Below are 24,095 nucleotides of genomic sequence, written 5' to 3'. Positions count from 1 at the left end.
CTCAACCCGGCGCGAAGGCGCGGGAGAGGTCTGTCCACGATCTTGCGCCGGTCGCCTCGTAGATCGTTGCAAGGTGTTTCTTCATTGCTTCGGCGCTGGTGTTGGTCTGGGCGGCGGCTTCCATGCGGGATGCGCCGGAGGCGGCGGCGAGCACCAGGGATTTCTGGCGCGGCGAAATGTCGAGCGCCAGCACGCGGCGGACGACGGCAATCCGGTCCGGCTCTTCATGCTGGATCGTCAGCAGCACGGCGCTTTCGGCCCCGGCGCGCTCCAGCCGCTCGGCCGAGACATTGAGACGTCCTTCGGGGACAGGCAGGCGGAGGCCCGGACGCAGCTCGTTTGCCAGCCGCCGGCAGAGCGTGCCTGCGAAGGCCGGCGGAGACACCAGCCGTCCCGTCTGCGGCACACCCTGGGCGACCAGATTGCCCTTCTGAAGGGAGCTTGCCGCCGTTTCCGACGCAAAGAGCAGGGTGCTTCCGGTTCCATCGACAATCACATAGGCCGGCGCGCCCTTGGCCATCCAGCGCGTCGCGTCGGAGGGCGTGTGCAGGGCGCGTCTCAGCGCCGGCAGCGCCAGCCGCAGGCGGTCGCGGTCGTCCTCGTCGAAGGCGGAACGCCGCGCGGATCGGAAAAGAAGCACGACGGCGCGGGCGCGTCCGCCTTCATCGACCCGCAGATCGATCGTGTGGTGATGCCCGCTGGCGCGGACCAGCAGGTTGTAGGTGTTGGATTTCCAGTATTGGCTTGGCGGCGCGATGAGATGGCCGCAATCGAAATCCGTCCGCGCAATCAGCGAGGCGACGTTGACCTCCCAGTCGCCGATGAACAGCTCCTCATAGGCATTGGCGAAGAGGTCGCGGACGGACGCGTCGGAATCCTCGTGGAAGAAGCCGGAGGGCAGGCCGTTGTCGCCCATCCAGAAGATGGCGCCGGCATCGGCATTCACGAGATGGCGGAGTATCCGGCAGAGATCGGAGGCGATCGGCTCCATGCCGACCCCCGTCGAGGCGACGAGATCGAGCTCGGTCCATTGCCGCTTGGAACCCAGACGTCCGCTCATATTGCCCCCTGTCTTCAACACGGCGAGACAGGTCAATTATTCCCCGTCCGGGGAATATTGCAAGCCTTGGCCTCTTGTTACGTCTCGGAAGAGGATGCGGGCGAATTTATTGCCGCCGTCGCACGTCCTAGACTGTGACAGAGATGGCCACGCGGCCAGAACACTGACCAGATCACTTAATTGAGGGAGTTTCCGTCCATGAACCGCTCGACTTTCATCACAACGACTGCCGCGCTGGTCTGCGCGGGACTTCTCGCCGGCGGGGCTGCCGCCAAGGATGTCGCAGGCTCGAAGGATCATCCGCTGGTCGGGCGCTACACGGGCTCGGAGATCATCGACTACAAGAGCGAGGCATTCAACGAACACCGCTTCATCATCGCGCCGGTCGATTTCAAGACCGATGGCGAGGCCTTCACGGATGGCAACAGCATCAAGGTCGAGGGCAAGATTACCGACATCCGCTACAACGCGCCGAAGGATCGCTCTTCGCTGGAGATCATCCACAATTATGAGGAGTCGCTGAAGTCCAAGGGCTTCGAGACCGTCTTTTCCTGCGCAAACGACACCTGCGTGAAGGACAAATCCAGCCCCTACCGCATGAGCTTTGCGGCGGGTGACGGGCAGATCAACTATCGCTATGGCGATGGCGTGCGCTATCTGCTCGCCAAGGCGTCAAAGCCCGAAGGCGATACCTACGCCGCCGTCTTTCTCGGCGACAACAAGACCGGGCCCCTGGTGCATGTCATTGTTGCCGACGTGAAGCCGATGCAGAGCGGGCAGATTGCCTTTGTCGATGCGGGGGCCATGGCAAAGTCGATTTCGGCCAGCGGCCATGTGGCGCTCTATGGCATCCAGTTCGATTTCGACAAGGCCGACATCAAGCCGGAATCGCGGCCGACGCTGGACGAGATCGCCAAGTTCCTGAAGGCCAATAGCGAAGTCGCGCTGGTCGTCACCGGCCATACCGACGGCAAGGGCGGTTTCGACTACAATGTCGATCTGTCGAAGCGGCGCGCGCAGGCTGTTGCGGCCGATCTCGCCCAGCATTACGGCATTTCGGCTTCCCGGCTGACGCCCTTCGGTGCCGGCATGTCCGCGCCGATCGCCTCCAATGATGACGATGCGGGCCGCGCCAAGAACCGTCGCGTCGAACTTGTGAAGCGTTGAGGGCGGGATGATGAGAGTACCTGCTGCAATTTCTGTCGGTCTGCTGGGATTGCTCATCGCCGCGCCGTTGCAGGCCGGTCAGGTTGCGCCCGAGAGCGTCACGGTCACACCGATCGTTCTCGATGGAGAAGAGATCTTTCCGGGTGGGGCTGTGTCGCAGATCGTGGGATTGAAGAAGGGTGGAGATGGCTTCGTCTCGGTGCGGGCGGCTCCGTCTGTCAAGGCGGACGAAATAGGGCGTCTCACGCAGGGAGCGTATGTGATTGCCACAGATCGGATAAAACGCGGAACGGAAGCCGGCTTTGTCGGGGTGATCTATAATCTGGACGACAAGTCCGAGAAGCCGTTGACCGAAACGTGCGGGCTGCGGGAAACGCCGCCCTATGACAAAGGACCCTACAAGGGACCGTGCAAGTCAGGGTGGGTCGCGCAGCGCTTCGTGCAGGTTCTGGCGGATTGAAAGGCGCACGCTATGAGACCCAAGATTTTACATTTGAGGCAGGCTGTCCCGCTCCTCGTCGTCACCGTCTCCTGCAGCGCCCTGGCAGATGAAGTCACGCCGCGCGCGATGACGATCCACCCCTTTATCGTCGCCGGCAAGATTTACCCAGCCGCGTCCTACGGCTCGGTTCAAGGATTGAAGAAAGGCGGAGACGGGTTTCTATCGGTGCGTGCCGCGCCCTCCGTAAAGGCGCGGGAACTGGACCGGCTGAAAAATGGCCGCTCGGTCATCATCTATTCAGGCGACACCGAGGCCAGGAAGAATGGATTTATCGGCGTGGTTTATCCGGCCGACGAGACCTTCAAAGGTGAATTTGATACCATGTGCGAAATACCGGATCCTTCCTATGAAGGACCCTATCTCGGACCCTGCAGGTCAGGCTGGGTATCGGACCGCTATGCCGGAGTGGATGCAGGCTGAGCCTGCGCGCGCGTCCCGGATTTCAGTCGGCTTACTTGATCGAGCCGACCGAGGCCTGGTCCATCTTGCGGTCGAGCGTCATGCCGATGACCGGAACGAGGCTGTCGTTGACGCGCACGGAGATGGTGACGTTCAGCGTGTTCTTGTCCTTGAGGCGCGCGATCATCGCGCCGTTCAGGTTCTTGCGATTGATGCCGACGATGACGCGGTTGCCGACGACGGCACCCGAAACGATGTCGAGACCCTTGCCGTCGGAACCGTCAAGGAACGAGCCCTTGTAGCTTTCGCCGTTACGCTCGATCGTGGCGGACATCGGCTGGGCGAAGACGCCGACGCGGCAGGAGCCATCGAGCTTGAGGCCTGCTCCGGAAGACTTCGACTCACCCTTGAGATCGCAGGTGAATTTCGTGCCCTTGTACTTGCCGGCGACGATTTCGCCCGGGCCCTGCCAGATGCCTGCGGTGCTGTCAAAGAATTCGCGGTCGCCAGCCTGGGCTGCGAGCGGCGAAACAGCGGCAAACGCGAGAACGGCTGCGGCAATGGAAAGCTTGACGGACATCGGACTTCCTTGAACGGGGGACAGGCACCGGAACTTGTCTCGAAGTCTCGCGCGGAATGGTTAATGGACTATGAAAAACACCTGTCCAGGGACCGTTTCCTGAAGCATTGTCCACATCCCCGTGGACAATAAACGAAGCACTCGAAACACTTCCTGATTTGAGGCGGTAACTCAAAAAATCGCGCTTGTCCAACGTCAGCGAGCGGTTTTCGATGCGTCTTTCAGGACATTCAGAAAGTCTGTGACCTTTGGGCGACGGATTTCGGCAAAATCCATCGGACGGCACAAATCCATGGCCGCAATGCCGATGCGCGCCGTCATCAAACCGTTCGCCACGCCTTCGCCGAGACGGGCGGAAACCTTGGAGGCGAGGCCATGGCCGAGCACCTGTTGAATGGCATCGTCACCCACGGCAATCGCGCCCGTGACCGCCAGATGTGCCACGGTTTCGCGCAGCAGGCGGATGAGGCCGAAAAAGCCGGGCCGGCCGCCATAGAGGAAGGCGAGCATGCGGATGAGGCGGGCGGCTTCGAAAAGCACGTAGCCGATATCGACCAAGGCGCGCGGACTAACGGCCGTCACTACGGAAACGCGGCGTGCGGCATTGGCAATCATGCGGCGCGCCTCTTCGTCGAGCGGAGACAGCAGCTCGCTTTCGGCCAGCGCCATCATGCCGGGATTGTCGATGATCTCGCGGGCGTGATCCTCCAGCGCCTTTCGGCCACGCGCGGTTTCCGGGCGGTGGGCGAGATGTGCGGAGAGCGCCTTGACGGTTTTGGCGGCCTCGTCGCGGCTCTTCGAACGGGCGGCGTCGCGCGCCTCCTGTTTCAGCGTCTGGATGTTGGTCAGGCTCTTCAGGCCATAGAGTTCGCGTGTGACGAAGCCGATGGCCGAGAGGACCAGAACGGCGACAGTGGCGAGCGCGACATAGCCGAGCCAGTCCTCGCGACCGAACAGATTGTTGACGAGGTTGTCGATCCAGAGGCCGATGCCCATCGAGACCAGCACGCCGAGCGCGCCTGAGAAGATCTTGAAGAAGGGGAAGCGGCGGGCGGGCTTCAGCGTGCCGGTTTCGGCGATGCGCCGTTCCGCCTCGATGCCTTCTGCTTCGAAGATGTCCTCCTCCAGCGGCGTTTCGATAACGCCGTTGTCGAACCAGGCGGGGCGTCGCGACGGGGGGTCGGCCGTTGTTTCGGGGGCTGCGGAGAATTTCATGGGTTTGCGGGGCGTGTCTTCGCTCATGCCAGCCGGTCTCCGATCAGAAATTCGATGGCGCGGTCGAGCCGGATATGGGGCAGCGTCAATTCGAGCCCCGCCGCCGAGCCCAGTTCCGGCGGGCGAAAGCGGACGGCTGTGAAATCGCCGGGTTTCAGCAAGGAGGCATGGCCGGCGCTGTCGAACAGGGTTTCCGGATCCTTCGGCAGGTCGCCGGGGAAGACGGCGGTGCGGCGCTTGCCATCGAAGCGCTCGCCATCGATGATTTCGCCATCGATCGGCGTGCCGCTGATCACGGGCAGGTCTTCGCCGGCATGTTTGACGGTGGCCTCGCGGGTGGCCCGCACCGAGGCGAGCGCCACGGTTTCTATGCCGGCGCCCGACACTCCGATGCGGGTGAGCGCGCCGGAGACGAGGCGGCGGGTCAGGAGTTCCAGCCGGTCGTGGCTTTCGTGATGCAGATGATCGGCCTTGGTGGCGGCGATCAGCACCTTGTCGATGCGGCGCGTGAGGATCGAGGACAGGATATTGCCCTTGCCAGCGCGGAAGCAGGAGAGCACGTCGCCGAGCGCATGTTCCAGATCCTTCAAGGCTTCCGGTCCGCGATTGACGGCCTGAAGCGTGTCGACCAGCACGATCTGGCGGTCGAGACGGGCGAAGTGATCGCGGAAGAAGGGGCGCACGACGATGGCTTTATAGGCCTCGAAGCGCCGCTCCATCATAGCCTGATAGGAGCCTTTCGGTCCGGGACCGTCGGTGAGGCGGACAAGCGGGGCGAAGGTCAGCGCCGGCGAGCCTTCGAGATCGCCGGGCATGAGGAAACGGCCGGGCGGCAGCATGGAAAGCGAGCGCTCATCCGATTTGCAGGCCCTCAGATAGGCCGCGTAGGCCTGCGCCATGTCGCGCACGACGAGTTCGTCGGCGGGCGAGGCGGGGTCGATGCGTTCGGCCAGCCCCAGCCATTCGCGCGCCAGCGGGCCACGGATTTCGGAGCGCGAAAGGGTGAGCGCATTCTTCGAGAATTCCGCATAATCCTGCGTCAGGAGCGGCAGGTCGAGCAGCCATTCGCCGGGATAGTCGACGATATCGACATTCAGCGTGCCGGGGCGGAAGAAACGGTTCCAGCCGCTGGCGCTTTCATAATGGATGGTCAGGCGCAGTTCGGAGATGGAGCGGGTGCTATCCGGCCAGATGCGCTTTTCCACCATGTCGCGGACATGGTCCTCATATTGAAAGCGCGGCACGGCATCGTCCGGCTGCGGATCGAGATGGACGGAGGAGACCCGGCCCTGATGCAGCGCGCGCACCAGCGGCAGGCGACCGCCATGGACGAGATTATGCACCAGCGCAGTGATGAACACCGTCTTGCCGGAGCGGGAAAGGCCGGTGACGCCGAGTCGGAGCGATGGATTGACGAGGCCCTTGCCGAGATCGGCGAGGTTCTCCGCCGCAATCAGCATGTCATCCGTCAGCGATGTCAGGGAAGGCGTCATGCGGGCTCGCGGGTCGGCGGGATCATGATGAAGATATAGGTTGCGCGAAGCGGCGGTTCAATTGTTGTGGTGCGGCGCTGCTGCCGGCCGATCAAGGTTATGACTGACTGACGGCGTCCCGGCCCCGGGTTTGCGACGAGTGCGTCTAACCCCAGATGCTTCGTTTCTTGAGCCGACTTAAAATGCCCAAGGAATATTCACTCTTGTTTCGTCGTGAACAATGTTGCCTTGAGTGTCCGCAACGATCCAGGATATAATTTCACTTCGGAAGAGGTCCAGCTTGTATCGGCAGTCCATTCCGGAAGCGAAGCCGCTTTGGTCGGGTTTCTTGCTGGCTTCAAGGTGGTGCAGGAATTGATCATTGATGGGCGCGCATGTGTAACCGGCTTCCTGCAACCGTTCCGTCGCGAGATGGGCACTACCGCCTGAGCTCTTAATCATTGCATCGGTTGCCGATACAGCGTCGCTCAGCTCGCCGCCCGTTAGTCCGTGGGGAATGTCTCGGAAAGGGCCATGATACGATCGGACAACAGCGTCCACAAACAGATAAGCCCAAGCTGCAAGCGGCAGCAAAGCAAGCGTCAGCAGCACATAAGACGCGGATCTGGCCAAGCTCTTTTTCTTCATGAACAATGTCTGTTCCGTTGTGAGGGTTTTCCGGTTTCAACCGTATTTCAATCCTCCGGCGCCGGTCCCGCATAGCGGGCGCGGGGGCGGATGAGGCCGCCTTCGGCATTCTGTTCGAGCGCGTGGGCGATCCAGCCGACGGAGCGGCCGACGGCGAAGAGGGCGAGTGCGCTGCCGCGCGGGAGGCCGAGCGCGCGGCGCAGCGACACGAGCGCGAAATCGATATTGGGGCGCTTGCCGGCGGTGTCCTCCATGACGGCGATGAGGTCGTCGCGGCTGGTTTCGCGGGGGAGCAGTGGCAGAAGCGCCTCGGCGCGCGGATCGCCCTCCGGATAGAGCGGATGCGAGAAGCCGGGCACGCCATCGCCGCGCCTCAGCCGCGTTTCGACGGCCGCTGCGGCGCTGCCAGCCTGGCGCACGTCATCGAAGAGCAGTTCGACCAGACTGGTCGTGCCGCCATGGAGCGGGCCGCTCAGCGCCGAGAGGCCGGCATTGAGGCAGGCGCCGAGAGAGGCGCCGGTGGAGGCGACGACGCGCACGGCGAAGGCCGAGGCGTTGAGTTCGTGGTCGGCCAGCAGGACCAGCGCCCGGCGGATGAGATCGCCGCCGATATCGCCGCATTCCCATTCGCGCGCCAGCTGGCTGTGGACAGGCGCGCCATCGGCCGACGCGCAGCTTGCCGCACCGGCCATGGCGCGGATAAGAGAGGCTGCACCGGGCCAGAGCGCGCGGGCGTTTCGCTGCCAGGCGGTCGTTCGTCCGGCGGCAACCATCGGCAGCAGCGTCTGGCACCGTTCTGTCAGGGGCAGGGCTCGGACGAGGTTTGTCATATAGGGATCGAAACGCTCGGGTACGGTGGCCGGATCGGCAAAGGGATCAATTTTGCCACAATCCCACAGTAGCCGGGCAGTGTCTTCCAGCGTTGCTGTTTCGGAAAGGCGCATGGCGTCGCGGCCGCGATAGTAGAGACGGCCTTCATCGATCAGCGAGATCGCGGAGGCGAGTACGGGCAGGCCCCAGTCGAGCGTCGTCTCGGCAATGGCGCGGGGGCGGCGGCCGACGGATTTGCGCTTGTTGAGCTCGTCGATGTCGTAGGCGCTGTAGAGCCTGCGCCGCGGATCGCCATCCGAGCCGGATGTATGGATCTGGCCGCGACTCACGTAGGCATAGAGCGTGGCGCGGCTGACGCCGAGGAGCTCGGCGGCGGTTTCTGCATCGATATATTGATCGGGTGCGGACATCGAATACACATTGATTGGTTGAATCAAGATTGACTATATATTCTTCGCGGACAGGATCGTGTTCGTCAACACGAGATCTGTCGCGAGGTTAACCCATGAATATCCCCTTGAAATCGCTTGAGTCACCGGCTGGAGATATCGTCTCGCCGGGTCTGGAAGGCGTTGTCGTCGCCGAAACGGTTCTGTCGCATGTCGATGGTGCGGCGGGGCGGTTGATCCTGCGCGGTCATGAACTGGAGCAACTGGCGGGCTGGTCGTATGAGGCCGTTCTTTCACTTCTGTGGCGCGATCTGGCGGCTGAAAATCTCGATGAGGCTGAGATCCGGGCGCGGCTCGGTGCTGCGCGCATGGCCGCCTTCGAGCGGATGACGGCGGCGCTTCCGGCGCTGCAGGGGCTCACGCAGGTCGAGGCCTTGCGGCTGCTTCTCTCGCTCCTCCCGGATACGGAAACGGAACGTCACCACCTGGTGGCAGTGGCCTCCGTGCCGGTCTTTGCAGCGGCGATTGCGCGGCGCAGTCGGGGGCTTGATCCGGTTCGCCCGGATGCCCGGCTTGGGTCTGCGGCGGATTTCCTGCGCATGCTACACGGGGTGGAACAGGGGGCGGACAAGGTGCGGGCGCTCGACACCTATCTCGTCACCGTCGCCGATCACGGGCTCAATGCCTCGACCTTTGCCACACGCGTCATCGCCTCGACGCAGGCCGGCCTTTTCTCCTCGGTGATCGGCGGGCTCTGCGCGCTGAAAGGGCCGCTGCATGGCGGCGCGCCTGGGCCGGTTCTCGACATGCTGGATTCGATCGGCGCAGAGGACAACATCCAGCCCTGGCTCTCCGCAGCGCTGGATCGCGGCGAACGGCTGATGGGGTTCGGGCACCGGATCTACCGGGTGCGCGATCCGCGGGCCGATGCGCTGAAGCGGGCTGTGGCGGGTCTTCGTGACACCGGCGGGCGGATTGCCTTTGCCGAGACGGTGGAGCGTGAGGCGCTGGCGCTGCTCGCCGAGCGCAAGCCGCTTCGGCCGCTGCAGACCAATGTCGAGTTCTATACCGCGCTGGTGCTGGAGGCGGTCGGTTTCCCGCGCGAAAGCTTCACCAATGTGTTCGCCGCCGGCCGCATGGCGGGCTGGACGGCGCATGTACTGGAGCAGGACCGGGTCGGCAGGCTCATTCGTCCGCAATCGCGCTATGTCGGGCCGATGCCGGTCTGAGCCTGAGGCGTCGGTACGTCAGGGCGTCAGCAGGGTTTCGAGCCGCCAGGGCTCCTCGCCGTTGCGGGTGAAGGCGGCGAGACCTGCGGTCGGGAAGCCTGCCGCGATTTGCGCGTTGGCGGCCTTGACGCCGACGAGACGGGTGAACGTCTCCTCGATCATCGGGTTATGCCCGACGATCATCAGGCTGCCGCCGCTCGCCACCCCGTTGCAGATGGCGAGATAGTGTTCCGGGCCTTCGCTGTAGAGTTCGGCGTCGAGCGTCACCTGCGGCGCATGCTCCATGGCGGCCATGAAGGCGGCGGCGGTCTGCCGGCAGCGCTCGGCAGTCGAGCAGACCAGCATCGACGGACTGATATCCATGCCGGCTGCTGCGCGCCCGATGCGCTCGGCCTCCTCGCGGCCGGTTGCGTCCAACTGCCGGTCGAAATCCCGTTCGCCGGGCTTCGGCCAGGCGCTTTGCGCGTGTCTGAGCAGAAAAAGGCGGCTGGCCGGGGGCGTATGTGACTGCATGAACCTTCGCTTGGGTCCCTGTGACGTCGGAAGGGACCTGTTGAAGAGCGAAACCGCCCGTTATCTTTCCACCGTCTTTCGCGTGTTAAGACACGCCGGCGCCCATGCGCCAATCAGACCGCGAGAGACCGAAATCTAGGGTGCTGCTGGAACCGGGTCAAGCTGGGCTAAAGGTCAAGAACCTTCGCAGGTGTCAAGATCAGGCAATTGCTCCGGTTCCCAAGATGCGCGGCGGGCCTGTCGCTGGCAAATCTGGTCATGAAATTGTCACACCTATTCAATTGCTTGACGATTTTTTAGGCGAATTGATTTTATGCTGGTCACGTCTCGAAACGCGGCATTCCTTGCTTGAACTGTGACTCCAATGTGGCTATACACCCGCTGAAAGTGATGTTCTCCAGGAGAATCGCGTTGAGTGAGACTATCGAACTTAGCAAGTACGTCCTTTCTGAAGACGAGGAGTTCATGAACCCCAATCAGCAGGCCTATTTCCGTGCCAAGCTGATCAACTGGAAGAATGAAATTCTCCGGGAAGCGCGCGAGACCCTCGGCCACCTCGCCGAAGAGAGTGCCAACCATCCCGACCTCGCCGATCGTGCATCCTCCGAAACCGACCGTGCCATCGAGCTTCGCGCCCGCGACCGCCAGCGCAAGCTGATCTCCAAGATCGACGCTGCCCTGCAGCGCATCGAAGACGGCACCTATGGCTATTGCGAGGAAACGGGCGAGCCGATCGGGCTGAAGCGGCTTGACGCACGGCCGATCGCCACGCTGTCGATCGAGGCGCAGGAGCGTCACGAGCGCCGCGAGAAGGTCTATCGGGACGAGTGATCGTCCCCATTGGAACCAGACGAGATTGCCGCAAGGTTTGCCCTGCGACAGGACATCGCCTCGCGCGGATTTCGATCCGGAGCGGGGCGAATTTTTGAAGGAAACAGGTCTCCCATGCCAAAGCTGACAATCATCGCGTTCGACGGAACGCCGTTCGAAATCGACGCGCAGTCCGGTTCGACGGTCATGGAAAATGCCGTGCGCAATTCCGTGCCGGGAATCGAGGCAGAATGTGGCGGGGCCTGCGCCTGTGCCACCTGTCATGTCTATGTCGACGACGCCTGGGCCGAAAAGGTCGGCTCGCCGGAGCCGATGGAAGAAGACATGCTGGACTTCGCCTTCGACGTACGCCCCACCTCGCGGCTTTCCTGTCAGATCAAGATGTCGGATGCGTTCGACGGTCTCGTCGTTCGCGTGCCGGAAAAGCAGGCCTGATCATCTCGGATCCGATCCGACGCCTCCTCGCGCGTTGGCCTTCCTGACTGCGGACAAAAAAAGCCTCGCTTGCGGAAACCGTCAAGCGAGGCCAGTCGGGCGCGCCAGGGGCGAGGGAGGATGCGCCCTGTCGTCTTGAGGACGCGCGCCAGGAGAAGATGAGTATTCCCAAATCCGGCCGGCGCATTTTCCCCCGCGCGCCGGATGGATCGAATGTCTTGGTTGCGATCAAACGCAATCCGTCTGCGGGCGCGATCAACGCCCGCCATCCCCGCCGGCAGTGTCACGCGCGGCATCTACAAGACTGAAACGCGACGGCCTTGCCGTCTGAAATCATCCGGCGCCGCAGCGCCCCTGTCCGTCTTCTGTGGCAAAGGCTCTGCAGGCCTGCCTTGGACGTTCCATGAGAGTTAATGTAACTCAAGAGTTACGTCATTGCCATTGCGACTTTTGCCGGGTGATTGCCTGTGGTGAGGTCAGGCTCGCGCAAGCTTCTGCGTGAATCCGGTCCCACAAATGCAATCGCCGCCTGATCGGAATCAGGCGGCGGGTTCAGGCTTTGAGGATGCGGTGCAAGGCCGCCTTGTCTTGGCAGGTCCTAAGTAGTCACTGCGCGGCGTTGGCCTGCATCTGCGCAGTGCGTTCCTTGACGAGCCGCATGATGCGGGCCTCGAAATTGGCCATCTCGATCTGGTCGAAGCGACGCTGCGCCTCGTCATGCTGGGCAATCTGGTCATCTGTCGTGCGCGAGACGAGGGCCTGCATGGCTTCGCAGGTCTTCTGCGGCGGCAGCGATTTCAGCGCCTGTTCCATCTGGCGAGCGTGCTGGGTGGCGATTTCGGCGTGGCGCTCTTCGTGACGCTTGATGTCACCGGAGAGTGAGTCCCAAAGAACGGCGAGACCGCGGGGCGCGCCGTTGCGGTCCTTCCAGTTCGGCAGGATGAGCCTTAGGTTCAGATTGACGCGGGCGGCGGCGACCGAGCATTGGCCTCTGGCTTCAGCATATTTGATGTCGCCGGAGAACTTGATCTGGGCGGCGCCCGGATGGCGGGCCATGCCGGCCTGCGGGCCATTGCGCATCAGGGCGCTGTCGAGTTCGGAGGCCGTTTTGCCGCGGACGGTGAAATAGACTGTGGACTTGCGCACGCTCGTGTCGGCCTTGGCCAGAGAGGCCAGCGCGACGAAGCCGCAAAGCACGGTTCCCAGGAATGCAATCAAGCGCCAGGACGCCCAGACAGAAACAAAGTTCATCAGCACAGTTCCCGTTTATTGTCTTTGAGCCGAGCTTGCTGCATAGCGAGGCGGAGAGCAATAAAAAAAGAAATAGATGCCGCGATTCCGCCTCAGGTGTTGCAAAAGTCTAAAGGAGTGGGAGCCGGGATGCGCAATCCAGCCCTTTTCGAGCCACGTCTCTGGCCGCTGGCGCATGGTCGATCGCTGACTTTGGGTCCGCGCGGCCTCATCATGGCCATCGTCAACGTGACGCCGGACTCCTTTTCCGATGGCGGACAGTTCGCCACCGCCGCAACGGCCATCGATCAGGCGATCCGGCTTGTGGAAGCCGGCGCACATATTCTCGATATCGGCGGGGAATCGACCCGCCCGGGCGCTGCCGTCGTCGATGGCGAGGAGGAGCGCCGCCGGGTTCTGCCGGTGATTTCGGCGCTGGCAGAGCGTTTCGGTGGCGAGGGGCCGGTGATTTCCATCGATACCTATCGTGCCGAGACGGCCGCGGCGGCACTTGCTGCCGGTGCCCATATCGTCAACGATGTCTGGGGACTGACGCGCGAGCCGGAGATTGCCCGGGTTGCCGCGGAGGCGGGTGCGGGGGTCTGCATCATGCATACGGGGCGCGACCGCACGGTGCTTGCCGATGCCATCGAGGACCAGCTGGCCTTCTTCGCCCGGTCTCTTCAGATCGCGGACGGGGCGGGGATCGAGCGGGCACGCGTGGTGCTCGACCCCGGCTTCGGCTTTGCCAAGGAGACGGCCGCCATCAATATCGAGCTGATGCGCCGGTTCGGGGAATTGCATGCGCTCGGGCTGCCAGTGCTGGCGGGCACGTCGCGCAAGCGGTTTCTCGGCGAGATTACCGGCCGGGCGGCGGCGGAGCGCGATGTCGCAACGGCGGCAACCAGCGCGATCCTGAGGCTCGCCGGCGCTTCCGTTTTCAGGGTGCATGATGTCGCAAGCAGCAGGGATGCGCTGGCCGTTGCGGATGCTATGATCGCATCAGGGCTTGACGCCTCAAAAGGATGATCCGGTGAAGCAATATACGATCTACATGAAGAACTGTGCGTTCTTCGCCCGCCACGGCTTTTTCGACGAGGAAGCATTTCTCGGCCAGCGCTTCTTTGTCGATGCGCGGCTGGATGTCGAGGCTGAAGCCCCGCTGCAGGATGACAAGCTGGACGGCACGGTGGATTACGGCGTCGCCTTCAAGGTCATCGAATCGGTCGTGCTTGGGCAGCGCCGCTATCTGATCGAGGCACTGGCGGCCGATATCGCCACCGGGCTGACGGACAAGTTTCCGCATATCCGGCGTGCCGAAATCACGGTGCGCAAGCCGAACGCGCCGGTTCCGGGCGTGCTCGACTATGTTGAAGTGACGGTGACGCATGTCCCCTGAGGCGCGCTTGCGGCGGGCCAATCTCGGGCTTGGTGGAAATATCGGCGATCCGGCGGCCTATATGGCGGCGGCGCTGAAGCTGTTTGAAGCGCGCCCGGATTGCCGGGTCGTCACGGCGTCGCGGCTTTACCGGACGCCGCCCTGGGGCAAGACCGATCAGGACTGGTTCTTCAACGCCTGCGCGCTCATCGAGACGTCGCTTCAGCCCGAGGCGCTGCTCGATCTCTGCCTTGCGCTGGAAAAGGAAATGAACCGTGTGCGCATCGAGCGCTGGGGGCCGCGCACGCTCGATATCGACATCCTGACCTATGAAGGGGTCACGAGCGATGCGGAGCGTCTGCTTCTGCCGCATCCGCGGGTGGCCGAGCGCGCCTTTGTTCTGATGCCGCTCTGCGACTATGCGCCGGAGACGATGATCGGAACGGAAAACGCCCGCGACCTTCTGGCAAAGGTTGACGCGGGCGGCATAGAGCCGGTCTCTGAAGACGGCGAATGGTGGAAGGCCTGAAGCTCAGCCGAGGCGGATGCGCACCGGGCGACGGCCGTTCGGGGCAGTCGTGTAGAGGTGGATCTGCGTCTTCGGCTGCGAGCTGCGCCAGGCGCGGGCGCCGTGGCTGAGCAGCATGGCGACCAGATCGCGGGTGCGCGCCTTGCCACCGGCGCTGGCCAGCCGCATCGCCGCTTCGTGCAGCGGGTGCAGCATGTTGCGGAAGGGGCGAAGACCACTGGTCTCGGTACCCTGGAAATTTTCGTTCATCGACATGACAGGCCTCGTACGCAGTAAAAATCGAGGGTAAGCCGCGGGGTTGCGGGCTTCCGGGTCGTTGATGGTCCAGCGGCGCTGCGAGCGTGGGTCGCGACGCGGGATGTCGGCTGTGCGGCAGTAATGTCGTTCTGTACCGGGTTGGTCGGCCGCACGAAGTTCATCGGATCTACTCCAGGCTTGCCCAGCAGCTGATGCCACGGCGCTTCAGCGCCTTGCAGGCATTCACTGCCGAGTCCTGGCCGCGGAAGCCGCTGAAGCGGGCGCGGTAGATCTTGGCGCCGTCGGAGACCGCGGCAACCGTGTAGGGATCGGCGGAACGCAATACCTTGCCGCCTTTGGCCTTTGCCTTGTCGAGGAGGCCTTCGGCCAGTTCCTTGCTCGGCGCTGCGCCAACCTGAATGGTCCAGCCCTTGTCCTTGGAGCGCGAGGTGGAGGCGGTGGTGACATTGTCAACACCGTCTTCGTCATCGCTGTCGTCCCTGGACTTGGCAACTTCCTTCTCTGCCTTCTTCTCGGTCTTGATCACAGCCTTGGCCGGGCTTTCGGCCTGCGGTGCTGCAAATGCGGTCTTGACCGGGGAGGCGTCTTCATCGTCGTCATTCGACGTTTCGGCGACGACCGGCTTCTTCGGTGCGACGCGCGGAGCGTTGCCGAAGGCCTGATCGATGCGGTTGATTTCGGCGGTCTGCTGCTCGGCAGGAATTGCTGCCGGCGGCAGGTCGGCGCTGGCGGAAGCCACTTCGACCGGCTTGGACGCCATGGCTGCAGCGGACTGAACCGGGGCAGGGATGGTGATCGGGTTCGTCGCAGCGGGCGCCGAGCGGGCGATCACGAAGTTGCCACGACCGGTGGAGGACTGCGGCAGATAGCGCTTCACCAGTTCGGTCACGCGGGAATCGCGGGCGCCGGCAGAGCGTTCACCCAGCACGACGACGACGATGGAATGACCGTCGGCCTGTGCGGAAGTGGCAAGGTTTGAGCCGGCAGCGCGGGTATAGCCCGTCTTGATGCCGTCAACGCCGGCAACGCGGCCGAGAAGGTGATTGTGGTTGCCGATGACCTGCTTGCCGAAGCGGAACGAGCGCACTGAGAAATAGCTGTAATATTGCGGGAAATGCTGGCGCAGAGCGACACCGAGGATCGCCTGGTCGCGGGCCGTCGTCAGCTGGCGATCGTCCGGCAGGCCGTTCGGGTTGACATAGATGGTGTTGCGCATGCCGAGCGAACGGGCCTTGCCCGTCATCATCTTGCCGAAGTTCGGAACCGATCCGCCGAGCGTTTCGGCAAAGGCCCAGGCAACGTCATTGGCCGAGCGGGTCACCAGCGCCAGAATGCCCTGTTCGACCGTGAACGTGCCGCCGGCGCGGACGCCAAGCTTGGTCGGGGCCTGTCCTGCAGCCGCAGCCGACATGGTGATGGGGGTCGACTTCGTCAGCTTGCCCGAATTCAGCGCTTCGAAGATGAGATAGAGCGTCATCATCTTCGTCAGCGATGCCGGATAGCGCAGGCCGCCCGAATCCTGATTGTAGAGGACCTTGCCCGTATTGGCATCGATGACGATGCCGGCCTGCTTGGCTGCATAGGCGGTGCTGGCGGCAAAAAACGTGCCTGCAACGATCGTGACTGCGATCTTTCGGAACAATCCGGCGAAAGCGCCGACCGTGGTACGTTTTTTCTGGGAGTTTTTCAGCATTGCCACTTTTTTACTCTTACAAGAATTGCTCACCTGTTTGGCGGCGCCATCCCTCCTCGGCGCCAGTGGGGAGACACTAGACGGATAGCGTTACCAATCGGTTTATGATGAATGGCGCGTTTACGACTTCGCTCAATTTGTTGAGGAAATTCGCGTCCTGAAACGCAGGAATGCCGCGCGGCCTTTTCTCGGCGGCGCGGCGTTTCAAGCCGTTTTCAGGCGGTTCTTCTCAGTTGGCGAGATGGGCAGTGGCGTAGGTGCGAACGGCGGCGTCGAGCGCCTTCCAGTCCTTCAGGAGCCCGGCAGAGAATCGGTACTGCACGCTGAGATCGGAGCCGGCGATCAGGTCACGCTGGCAATCCGCACCGGTCGACTGGGCGGGCGTAGCGGGCAGCACGCAGCGCACCGCATAGGGTTCCGCGCCGCCGTTCGGGTCGGTCAGCAGGACTTCGTCGCCATAGCCGGAGCCCTGGCGGAACCGGTGCAGCGCAAGGCCCGCCGGTCCCTGTTCCGCGGGTCCGTCAAAGAGGCGCGAATAGATCGGCGAGACGCGGCCGGACATGTCGCGCGTCATGATCGACTGCGAAAGCTGCAGGAAAATCAACGAGCCCGCATTGGAAATGTCGAAGAATCGCTGTGCGCTTGCCGGCTCGTAGCCCTTCATCTCGGGCCATTGAAGCGCGAGGTTGACCTGCTCCTGCTTGCCGGAAAAGCGCTGGTCGGGAAAGCGGATGGCATTTTCGGGAAGCTTGAGGCGGTCGGGGCCGATGACGATCTCGAGCGGCGCGGTGCTGGCGGAATATTCGCCGACGGCGATGCGCTTGCCATACCACTTGCCGGCAAAGCTGACGCCGACGGTCAGCGAAGCGAGGATGATGGCGCCGATGACGGATTTGCGGACGAGACCTGCCGAGAGGATTGGAGCAGAATCGATCATGTCCTGTGCCATTTGTGCACGCCCCCTGTCCGATGCGCCGGCTTGCTGTCCGTTTCGCGCCTGATCTGTACCACTTGGGCACAGAAAATCGCGGCACGTTTCTTGCTCGCTCAACCCTGTTGGAATAGGGTTAACAAATGATGAATTTTGCCGATCTAGTCCTGTGTTTGTTGACCGGTTTTGCCATTCCGCTGGCGTTGAGCGGTCTGGTTTCCGAAAGTGTCGGGTCCTATGCCGGCAATGGCCAGAATGGTCGTGTCGGACGACTGGTGATGGTCTGGTCTTCCGCGATGATCTGCGGTCCAGGCCTGTTTGCCACGCGGCTTGTCGATGGCTGGCGCTCGGGCGACGAGACGGTTGCGGAACAGGCGGCCGGATGGATGGCTGCTGCCGGCTGGGCGGCGCTCTACGGCTATGTCGTCCTGAACGCGGTGAAGCTTATCTTCGTCCTGCCGACCTGAAACAAAAAACGCGGCCACGATGGGCCGCGTCTCTGATGTTCGCCGGGAACGGGATCAGCGAAGCGTGCCGACCGAAGTGGAGGTGGCGCGACCGTCGTCGAGCTTGACCCACTTGGCGGAATTGTCGTTGGCCTGACGCTTGAGGAAGCGATACTCGGTTTCAGACCAGAGCAGAACCTTGCTGCGCATGTTGTCGAGCACGAAGTCGCCGCGGTCGGTGCGCACCGTCAGGATCGCGTGGCCTTCGCCATTCGGCTGCAGGACCACGGTCATCAGCAGGTCGGAGAGGGGAACGCCTGCATCATGCAGGAGCTTGCGCTTCAGGAGCGCATAGTCTTCGCAGTCGCCGGCGGTCGTGGGGATCGCCCAGTATTCCTCGACGCCGTAAAGCTCCTGGTCCGTCATCGGCTTGATCGTCGTGTTGACGTTGTAGTTGATCCTGAGGATCGTTTTCCAGTTGGCTTCGTCGAGATGATAGGCCTGTTGGCCATCGGTGTTGGGCTGGCAATCGGACGGATTGCGCTTGCAGTATTCGTAATGGCCGATCGGCGGATTGGTGGCGCCGAGGCTCTGCATGCTGGCGGGCAGGGCGAAGGCGCTGACGGTGCCGGCGGCGACGAAGGCAAGGGCGGCAAGCGCTATTCTTATTGTTCTTTGCATTGCTATTCTCCCGTTATGAGGAGCACAATAGCAAGTAGATTTTTATATCACGCGAAACTTTTCAGTCGAATTCGGATCAATACTTCTGCAAATAAGAATAAAATTCGAATAGAATAAGAATAAAATTTGATTCAAATTTGAATGAAATTTCCGGTCCGCATCTGGTCCGGATCAGGACACAAGGCAGCAAAAAGCCGGCGAGGAGTGACCCTGCCGGCTCGCAGCTGTTCGAAATCGGGATTGGAGTGTCAGAGCAGTCCGGAGAGCGATTCCCGGGTTTGCAGCGCCGAAAACTCTATGGCGACGCCTTCCTGGAAATGGCGGACGATGCGGCCGCGCATGTTGCCGAGCTGGACGGCGGTGCCGAGCGCCGGACGCACGGAGATTTCGATTGCCGCGCCCGAGAGCGACAGGTCGATGATGCGGCAGGGGTAGCTGCGGCCATCGTCGAGCACGATTTCCGCGCGGTTGTTGCGCGGGGCGAGGCGTTCGTGGCGGCGGTCTTCGGGCAGGCCAAGTTCGTGCTTGTTGGCGATCCAGGTCAACTGCGCCGCGAGCTTTTCGCGCTTGCGCTCTGTGGCGTTGATGGAAATGACGAAGGTGCCTTTGGTGCCGAGGCTCAGCACTTCGCCCTCGATGCGCCCGATATGGTCGACATAGGCAATGATGCGGTCGCCGACATTGACATGGGCGCTCGCCTCGATCTGGGCGTCGCCCGGCGACATGTCGACGATCACGCAGTCGACTTCCTCGCGCGATGCAGACAGCATCCGGCCATGCAGGCCGACAGACACGCGCTGGAACATGCGCTGGTCGTTCGCCATGGGCACCCGGCTGCTCGCGATCTGCGTCGTGTCCATATTTCCCCTGCTGACCCAAAATTTCGCTTAGTTTAGCAATAGCCTTGGTTCGGTTAACACTTGGTTCTCTGAGGCCCGGATTCCTCATGGCGAAATTCTCGGTATCGGCTTCTCTTTTGCCGCCATGGCCCGTATGGGATGGGAGATCGAAATCCGGCGGAGTACAGGAACGACATGAATCATGAACGTGATGATGCGGCTTTGAACCTGCCGGTGGAAACGGGAACGGACGAGACCTGGCCGCGCCAGCCCGGACCGCCGGAGCGCGAGCCGCTCTTCAACATTCCGCCCGCGATCGTGTTCATCGTCGCGGTGACGGTGTTGGTCGAGGTTCTGGTCAGCTGGGTCCTCGGTGACAATGCCGTGACCGCACTTTACTATTATGGCGGCTTCATTCCGGCGCGCTATGCCGGCTCGCTCTCGGCCGAGGTGCTGCCGGCGCTGACCTCTCCGGTCACCTACGCCTTCCTGCATGGCGGCTGGGAACATCTGGTCTTCAACGACATCTGGCTTGCCATCTTCGGAACGCCGGTGGTGCTGAGAATCGGCGCCTTCCGGTTCGCGATCTTCTGGGTTCTGACGTCGGTTGCCGCAGCCTTCGCCTTTGATATCGCCAATCTCGGTGTCGAAACGCTTCTGGTCGGTGCCTCGGGTGCAATTTCAGGCCTGACGGGAGCGGCCTGCCGATTCGTCTGGTCGGGCAGCGGCGGCATGCGCGATCCGGCGCTTTCTGCCATCCAGCGCCGGCTTTCCATCGTGGAGACCCTGAAAAGCCGCGAGGTTCTTCTGTTCATCGCCTTCTGGCTGATTGCCAATGTCGTTCTGGCCGGGCTGGGCGTCGGGGTTCCGGGACAGGCGCAGGCGATTGCCTGGCAGGCCCATCTCGGCGGCTTCCTGGCCGGCTTTCTGCTGTTTCCGCTGTTCGATCCGGTCGGCAGGGCTGCCGCGTAAAGGATATGGACCGGAAAAACTTGCAATAAGGTCCGGTCCGTAGCACCATGACCGGGTTGGAAGACTGACAGGAGGAGTGTCAGGCTTCCGATCGCGAGAGCGAATGTGGCATTGGATTTGGGAGAAGCCAATGAACGTCAAGGCAATTCTGAAAGAAAAAGGTAGCGACGTGATCACCGTCAGCCCGCAGGCGACGGTGGCCGAGGTGGCATCCGTGCTGCACCAGCGGCATATCGGTGCCGTCGTCGTGATCGATGACAGCAAGCGCATTGTCGGCATCATCGCCGAGCGTGACATTGTCGGCGCCATTGCCGAGCACGGTGCGGATTGTCTCGGCCGGTCGATCGCGGATGTCATGTGGTCGAATGTCTATCGCTGCACCGAGGACATGACCGTCGACAATCTCATGCAAATGATGAGTTCGAGGCGCGCCCGCCACATCCCGGTTGAACGGGAAGGGCGCCTGATCGGAATTATTTCCATCGGCGATGTCGTGAAGGCTCATATTCGTGCCATCGAAAGTGAGGCCGAGCATATCAAGGCGTATATCGCCGGCTAATTAAGATGCTTCGTGGGCCGAACTAAAAATTGCACTTGGCGATACCGACTAAACGTGAGTATAGTCTGCGCCGACAAGAAGATCGATTACCGACGGTCCGTTGTCCGTGTCGTCGTCCTGTTGACCCCGGACGAAAAGACGCCTTCTGGAGGGGTGGGACAATGCTTGTCGGATAGCCATTCCGTGCTTCGTCACGGAATGGCTTTTTTGTTGACTTCATGATGTGCATCCGGTTTACAAGCCGCATGCATAACTCATGAAGAAGCTGACCTGCCATGCTTGACAAAACCTATGATTCCAAGAGCGTAGAGCCGGAAATCGCCAAGAAGTGGGATGTGGCCAACGCGTTTCGCGCAGGCGCCAACGCCAAGCCGGATGCGGACAGCTTCACCATCGTGATCCCGCCGCCGAACGTGACCGGCTCGCTGCACATGGGCCACGCGCTCAACAATACGCTGCAGGACATCATGGTCCGTTTCGAGCGCATGCGCGGCAAGGACGTGCTGTGGCAGCCGGGCATGGACCATGCCGGCATCGCAACCCAGATGGTTGTCGAACGCAAGCTCGCCGCCGAAAAGCAGCCGAGCCGCCGCGACATGGGCCGCGAAGCCTTCATCGAGAAGGTCTGGGAATGGAAGGCTGAGTCCGGCGGTCTGATCTTCAACCAGCTGAAGCGTCTGGGCGCATCCTGCGACTGGTCGCGTGAGCGCTTCACCATGGACGAGGGGCTTTCTGCCGCCGTTCTTGAAGTTTTCGTTACGCTTTACAAGGAAGGCCTGATCTACAAGGACAAGCGCCTTGTGAACTGGGATCCGAAGCTTCTGACCGCGATCTCCGACCTTGAAGTCGAGCAGGTCGAGGTCAACGGCAATCTCTGGCACCTGCGCTATCCGCTGGAGCCGGGCGTTACCTATGAACATCCCGTCCGTTACGACGAAGACACCGAGACGCTCGTCACCGAGACGCGCGACTATCTGGTCGTTGCAACGACCCGTCCGGAAACCATGCTGGGCGACACTGGCGTTGCCGTTCACCCGGACGACACGCGCTATCAGTCGCTGATCGGCAAGCATGTCGTTCTGCCGCTGACCGGCCGCCTGATCCCGATCGTCGCTGACGAATATCCGGATCCGGAAGCCGGCACCGGCGCGGTCAAGATGACGCCTGCGCACGATTTCAACGACTTCGAGGTCGGCAAGCGCCAGGACCTCAAGATGATCAACGTGCTCTCCATCGACGGCAAGATCGATATCGAGGGCAACGAGGATTTCCTCGAAGGCCTCGCCGACACGGCAGAACTCAAGAACACGATTGCCTCGCTTCAGGGCCTCGACCGCTTTGCCGCGCGCAAGCTGATTGTCGAGATGCTGGAGGCGCAGGAGCTTGTCGACAAGATCGAGCCGCACAAGCACATGGTGCCGCATGGCGACCGTGGCGGCGTTCCGATCGAGCCGCGCCTGACCGAACAGTGGTATGTCGACGCCAAGACGCTGGCCGAACCGGCGATTGCTTCCGTCCGCGAAGGCCGCACCAAGTTCGTGCCGAAGAACTGGGAAAAGACCTATTACGAGTGGATGGAAAACATCCAGCCGTGGTGCATCTCGCGCCAGCTCTGGTGGGGACACCAGATCCCGGCCTGGTACGGTCCGGACGGACAGGTCTTCGTCGAGAAGACCGAGGAAGAGGCGCTGCACGCCGCCATCCAGCATTACATTGCGCATGAAGGCCCGTGGAAGGCCTGGGTCGAGGAGAAGCTTGAGAACTTCCAGCCGGGCGAGATCCTGACCCGCGACGAGGACGTGCTCGACACCTGGTTCTCCTCTGCGCTCTGGCCCTTCTCGACGCTCGGCTGGCCGGAACAGACGCCGGAACTCGACAAGTATTACCAGACCGACGTTCTCGTCACCGGCTTCGACATCATCTTCTTCTGGGTCGCCCGCATGATGATGATGGGCCTGCATTTCATGAAGGACGAGGACGGCAACCCGGTCGAACCCTTCCACACCGTCTATGTTCACGCCCTGGTGCGCGACAAGAACGGGCAGAAGATGTCGAAGTCCAAGGGCAACGTCATCGATCCGCTCGAACTGATCGATGAATATGGTGCGGACGCGCTGCGCTTCACGCTGGCCATCATGGCCGCACAGGGCCGCGACGTGAAGCTCGACCCGGCACGCATTGCCGGCTACCGCAACTTCGGCACCAAGCTCTGGAACGCAACGCGCTTTGCCGAGATGAACGGGGTGGGCGCTGCCGACCCGCATTTCGTGCCGGAAGCGGTTGCCTTGACGGTCAACCGCTGGATCCTCACCGAATTCTCGCGCACCGCGCGCGAGGTGACGGCGGCGATCTCGACCTATCGCTTCAACGATGCGGCGGGCGCGATCTACAAGTTCGTCTGGAACCAGTTCTGCGACTGGTATCTTGAGCTCCTGAAGCCGATCTTCAACGGCGAGGATGTCGGTGCCAAGGCGGAAGCGCAGGCGACGGCCGCCTACGTTCTGGAAGAGACCTACAAGCTCATGCATCCGTTCATGCCGTTCATGACGGAAGAGCTCTGGGCCGTGACCGCGCCGGAAGGCGCACCGCGCAACCAGCTGCTGTGCCATGCCGAATGGCCGACGCCGGACTTCGAGGACGATGCGGCCGCCGACGAGATCAACTGGCTGATCGACCTCGTGTCGGGCATCCGCTCGGCGCGTTCCGAAATGAACGTGCCGCCGGCGGCAACCGCACCGCTCGTCGTCGTCGGCGCGCATTCGCTGACCGAGGGCCGGTTCGACCGTCACGAAGCCGCCGTGCAGCGGCTGGCGCGCGTCGAGGCGATCTCGTTTGCCGATCATGCGCCGAAGGGATCGGCCCAGATCGTCGTCCGCGAGGCGACCGTCTGCCTGCCGCTCGGCAGCCTGATCGATCTCGCCGCTGAGAAGGCGCGGCTTGAAAAGACGCTGGCGAAGGTCGAGGCCGACATTGCCAAGATTTGGTCAAAGCTGTCGAACGAGAAGTTCGTCGAGAACGCCAAGCCGGAGGTCGTCGAGGCCGAACGCGAAAAACTGGCCGAGCTGGAAAGCCAGAAGGCAAGTCTTCTCGTCGCACTTTCGCGCATCGCCGAGGCGGGTTGAGGATTTCTTAAGGTTAATAAAGACTTAACCCGGCGTGACTTTGTCGCGCCGGGTTTGATTTATCCGGCGGATCTGTCGGAAAATGTGACGATTCAGCAACATCTTTTACAAGATCAATCGTCGCCGGGGCTCACACCTTACAATTTGTCCATTTCCCGCCACAAAGCAGGAGCACCCTTAAAACTA

At 62.2% G+C, this 24,095-nt stretch carries 26 protein-coding genes; 13 read left to right on the top strand and 13 right to left on the bottom strand.

The window, feature by feature from the left end; genetic code table 11:
- Position 1: 1 nt before the first annotated feature.
- Positions 2-1,060: a hypothetical protein gene (locus LQK84_RS20275; protein ID WP_230830543.1), complete on the bottom strand. Its 1,059-nt coding sequence runs from the start codon at positions 1,058-1,060 to the stop codon at positions 2-4.
- A 198-nt stretch (positions 1,061-1,258) separates the two neighbouring features.
- Between LQK84_RS20275 and LQK84_RS20270 the strand changes: the two genes are divergently transcribed.
- Genes LQK84_RS20270 through LQK84_RS20260 form a run of 3 tightly spaced genes read left to right on the top strand, consistent with a single transcriptional unit; the run spans position 1,259 to position 3,149 of the window.
- Entirely contained in the window at positions 1,259-2,227 is a 969-nt protein-coding gene (locus LQK84_RS20270) for an OmpA family protein (protein WP_230830542.1), read from the top strand.
- A 7-nt stretch (positions 2,228-2,234) separates the two neighbouring features.
- Positions 2,235-2,687, top strand: a complete 453-nt coding sequence (locus tag LQK84_RS20265) for a hypothetical protein (protein WP_230830541.1) — start codon at positions 2,235-2,237, stop codon at positions 2,685-2,687.
- 12 nt (positions 2,688-2,699) lie between these two features.
- Complete coding sequence (locus tag LQK84_RS20260; RefSeq protein ID WP_230830540.1) at positions 2,700-3,149, top strand: hypothetical protein; 450 nt, start codon at positions 2,700-2,702, stop codon at positions 3,147-3,149.
- 31 nt (positions 3,150-3,180) lie between these two features.
- Here the strand turns inward: LQK84_RS20260 and LQK84_RS20255 are convergent, their stop codons facing one another.
- From LQK84_RS20255 to LQK84_RS20235, 5 genes are all read right to left on the bottom strand, one after another.
- Positions 3,181-3,708: a hypothetical protein gene (locus LQK84_RS20255; protein WP_230830539.1), complete on the bottom strand. Its 528-nt coding sequence runs from the start codon at positions 3,706-3,708 to the stop codon at positions 3,181-3,183.
- 195 nt (positions 3,709-3,903) lie between these two features.
- Positions 3,904-4,950, bottom strand: coding sequence for a YcjF family protein (locus LQK84_RS20250; RefSeq protein ID WP_230830538.1), 1,047 nt, complete (start codon positions 4,948-4,950; stop codon positions 3,904-3,906).
- Complete coding sequence (locus tag LQK84_RS20245; protein ID WP_230830537.1) at positions 4,947-6,416, bottom strand: YcjX family protein; 1,470 nt, start codon at positions 6,414-6,416, stop codon at positions 4,947-4,949. The genes LQK84_RS20250 and LQK84_RS20245 overlap by 4 nt, the downstream gene beginning before the upstream one ends.
- 177 nt (positions 6,417-6,593) lie before the next feature.
- The gene (locus LQK84_RS20240; protein WP_230830536.1) at positions 6,594-7,043 is read right to left on the bottom strand and encodes a hypothetical protein; all 450 of its coding nucleotides are present in this window, start codon (positions 7,041-7,043) and stop codon (positions 6,594-6,596) included.
- A gap of 47 nt (positions 7,044-7,090) precedes the next feature.
- Complete coding sequence (locus LQK84_RS20235) at positions 7,091-8,284, bottom strand: citrate synthase family protein (protein WP_230830535.1); 1,194 nt, start codon at positions 8,282-8,284, stop codon at positions 7,091-7,093.
- Between the two features lie 95 nt (positions 8,285-8,379).
- On the opposite strand from LQK84_RS20235, the gene LQK84_RS20230 reads away from it, so the two are divergent.
- On the top strand, positions 8,380-9,492 hold the full coding sequence (locus tag LQK84_RS20230) for a citrate synthase/methylcitrate synthase (RefSeq protein WP_230830534.1): 1,113 nt from the start codon (positions 8,380-8,382) through the stop codon (positions 9,490-9,492).
- Between the two features lie 18 nt (positions 9,493-9,510).
- On the opposite strand, the gene LQK84_RS20225 is transcribed toward LQK84_RS20230, so the two are convergent.
- A complete protein-coding gene (locus tag LQK84_RS20225) occupies positions 9,511-10,005 on the bottom strand; it encodes a SixA phosphatase family protein (protein WP_230830533.1) in 495 nt (164 codons plus the stop codon).
- Positions 10,006-10,416: 411 nt separating this feature from the next.
- Here LQK84_RS20225 and dksA point away from each other — a divergent pair, with 411 nt between their 5' ends.
- Positions 10,417-10,836, top strand: coding sequence for an RNA polymerase-binding protein DksA (gene dksA / locus LQK84_RS20220; RefSeq protein ID WP_230830532.1), 420 nt, complete (start codon positions 10,417-10,419; stop codon positions 10,834-10,836).
- 114 nt (positions 10,837-10,950) lie between these two features.
- A complete protein-coding gene (locus tag LQK84_RS20215) occupies positions 10,951-11,271 on the top strand; it encodes a 2Fe-2S iron-sulfur cluster-binding protein (RefSeq protein ID WP_230830531.1) in 321 nt (106 codons plus the stop codon).
- A gap of 606 nt (positions 11,272-11,877) precedes the next feature.
- On the opposite strand, the gene LQK84_RS20210 is transcribed toward LQK84_RS20215, so the two are convergent.
- Positions 11,878-12,522 (bottom strand): DUF922 domain-containing Zn-dependent protease, encoded by a 645-nt coding sequence (locus tag LQK84_RS20210; protein ID WP_230830530.1) that lies wholly within the window; start codon positions 12,520-12,522, stop codon positions 11,878-11,880.
- Between the two features lie 129 nt (positions 12,523-12,651).
- Here LQK84_RS20210 and folP point away from each other — a divergent pair, with 129 nt between their 5' ends.
- Genes folP through folK form a run of 3 tightly spaced genes read left to right on the top strand, consistent with a single transcriptional unit; the run spans position 12,652 to position 14,408 of the window.
- Entirely contained in the window at positions 12,652-13,530 is an 879-nt protein-coding gene (folP, locus tag LQK84_RS20205) for a dihydropteroate synthase (RefSeq protein WP_230830529.1), read from the top strand.
- 4 nt (positions 13,531-13,534) lie between these two features.
- The gene (folB, locus tag LQK84_RS20200) at positions 13,535-13,900 is read left to right on the top strand and encodes a dihydroneopterin aldolase (RefSeq protein WP_230830528.1); all 366 of its coding nucleotides are present in this window, start codon (positions 13,535-13,537) and stop codon (positions 13,898-13,900) included.
- Entirely contained in the window at positions 13,890-14,408 is a 519-nt protein-coding gene (gene folK / locus LQK84_RS20195) for a 2-amino-4-hydroxy-6-hydroxymethyldihydropteridine diphosphokinase (RefSeq protein ID WP_230830527.1), read from the top strand. The genes folB and folK overlap by 11 nt, the downstream gene beginning before the upstream one ends.
- Positions 14,409-14,411: 3 nt before the next feature.
- Here the strand turns inward: folK and LQK84_RS20190 are convergent, their stop codons facing one another.
- The 3 genes from LQK84_RS20190 to LQK84_RS20180 form a co-directional block, all read right to left on the bottom strand.
- Complete coding sequence (locus LQK84_RS20190) at positions 14,412-14,663, bottom strand: hypothetical protein (RefSeq protein WP_112629286.1); 252 nt, start codon at positions 14,661-14,663, stop codon at positions 14,412-14,414.
- Positions 14,664-14,832: 169 nt separating this feature from the next.
- Positions 14,833-16,359, bottom strand: a complete 1,527-nt coding sequence (locus LQK84_RS20185; RefSeq protein ID WP_230830562.1) for a D-alanyl-D-alanine carboxypeptidase — start codon at positions 16,357-16,359, stop codon at positions 14,833-14,835.
- 229 nt (positions 16,360-16,588) lie between these two features.
- Positions 16,589-17,308: a hypothetical protein gene (locus tag LQK84_RS20180; protein ID WP_230830526.1), complete on the bottom strand. Its 720-nt coding sequence runs from the start codon at positions 17,306-17,308 to the stop codon at positions 16,589-16,591.
- Between the two features lie 125 nt (positions 17,309-17,433).
- Between LQK84_RS20180 and LQK84_RS20175 the strand changes: the two genes are divergently transcribed.
- The gene (locus LQK84_RS20175; protein WP_230830525.1) at positions 17,434-17,757 is read left to right on the top strand and encodes a hypothetical protein; all 324 of its coding nucleotides are present in this window, start codon (positions 17,434-17,436) and stop codon (positions 17,755-17,757) included.
- Between the two features lie 54 nt (positions 17,758-17,811).
- Here LQK84_RS20175 and LQK84_RS20170 read toward each other — a convergent pair whose 3' ends face one another.
- Positions 17,812-18,417, bottom strand: coding sequence for a transglutaminase-like cysteine peptidase (locus tag LQK84_RS20170; RefSeq protein ID WP_230830524.1), 606 nt, complete (start codon positions 18,415-18,417; stop codon positions 17,812-17,814).
- Between the two features lie 248 nt (positions 18,418-18,665).
- Positions 18,666-19,277, bottom strand: coding sequence for a PilZ domain-containing protein (locus tag LQK84_RS20165; protein WP_230830523.1), 612 nt, complete (start codon positions 19,275-19,277; stop codon positions 18,666-18,668).
- A 174-nt stretch (positions 19,278-19,451) separates the two neighbouring features.
- On the opposite strand from LQK84_RS20165, the gene LQK84_RS20160 reads away from it, so the two are divergent.
- The 3 genes from LQK84_RS20160 (at position 19,452) to LQK84_RS20150 (ending at position 23,909) form a co-directional block, all read left to right on the top strand.
- A complete protein-coding gene (locus LQK84_RS20160; RefSeq protein WP_230830522.1) occupies positions 19,452-20,228 on the top strand; it encodes a rhomboid family intramembrane serine protease in 777 nt (258 codons plus the stop codon).
- A 130-nt stretch (positions 20,229-20,358) separates the two neighbouring features.
- Positions 20,359-20,787, top strand: coding sequence for a CBS domain-containing protein (locus tag LQK84_RS20155; protein ID WP_230830521.1), 429 nt, complete (start codon positions 20,359-20,361; stop codon positions 20,785-20,787).
- A gap of 275 nt (positions 20,788-21,062) precedes the next feature.
- Positions 21,063-23,909 (top strand): valine--tRNA ligase, encoded by a 2,847-nt coding sequence (locus LQK84_RS20150; protein WP_230830520.1) that lies wholly within the window; start codon positions 21,063-21,065, stop codon positions 23,907-23,909.
- Positions 23,910-24,095: the final 186 nt, after the last annotated feature.

The organism is Rhizobium sp. C4, from assembly GCF_021026315.1.
Lineage (GTDB): Bacteria > Pseudomonadota > Alphaproteobacteria > Rhizobiales > Rhizobiaceae > Ensifer_A.
The sequence above is the reverse complement of the archived record's forward strand: the minus strand, read 5'-3'. Positions and strand labels throughout refer to the sequence as shown.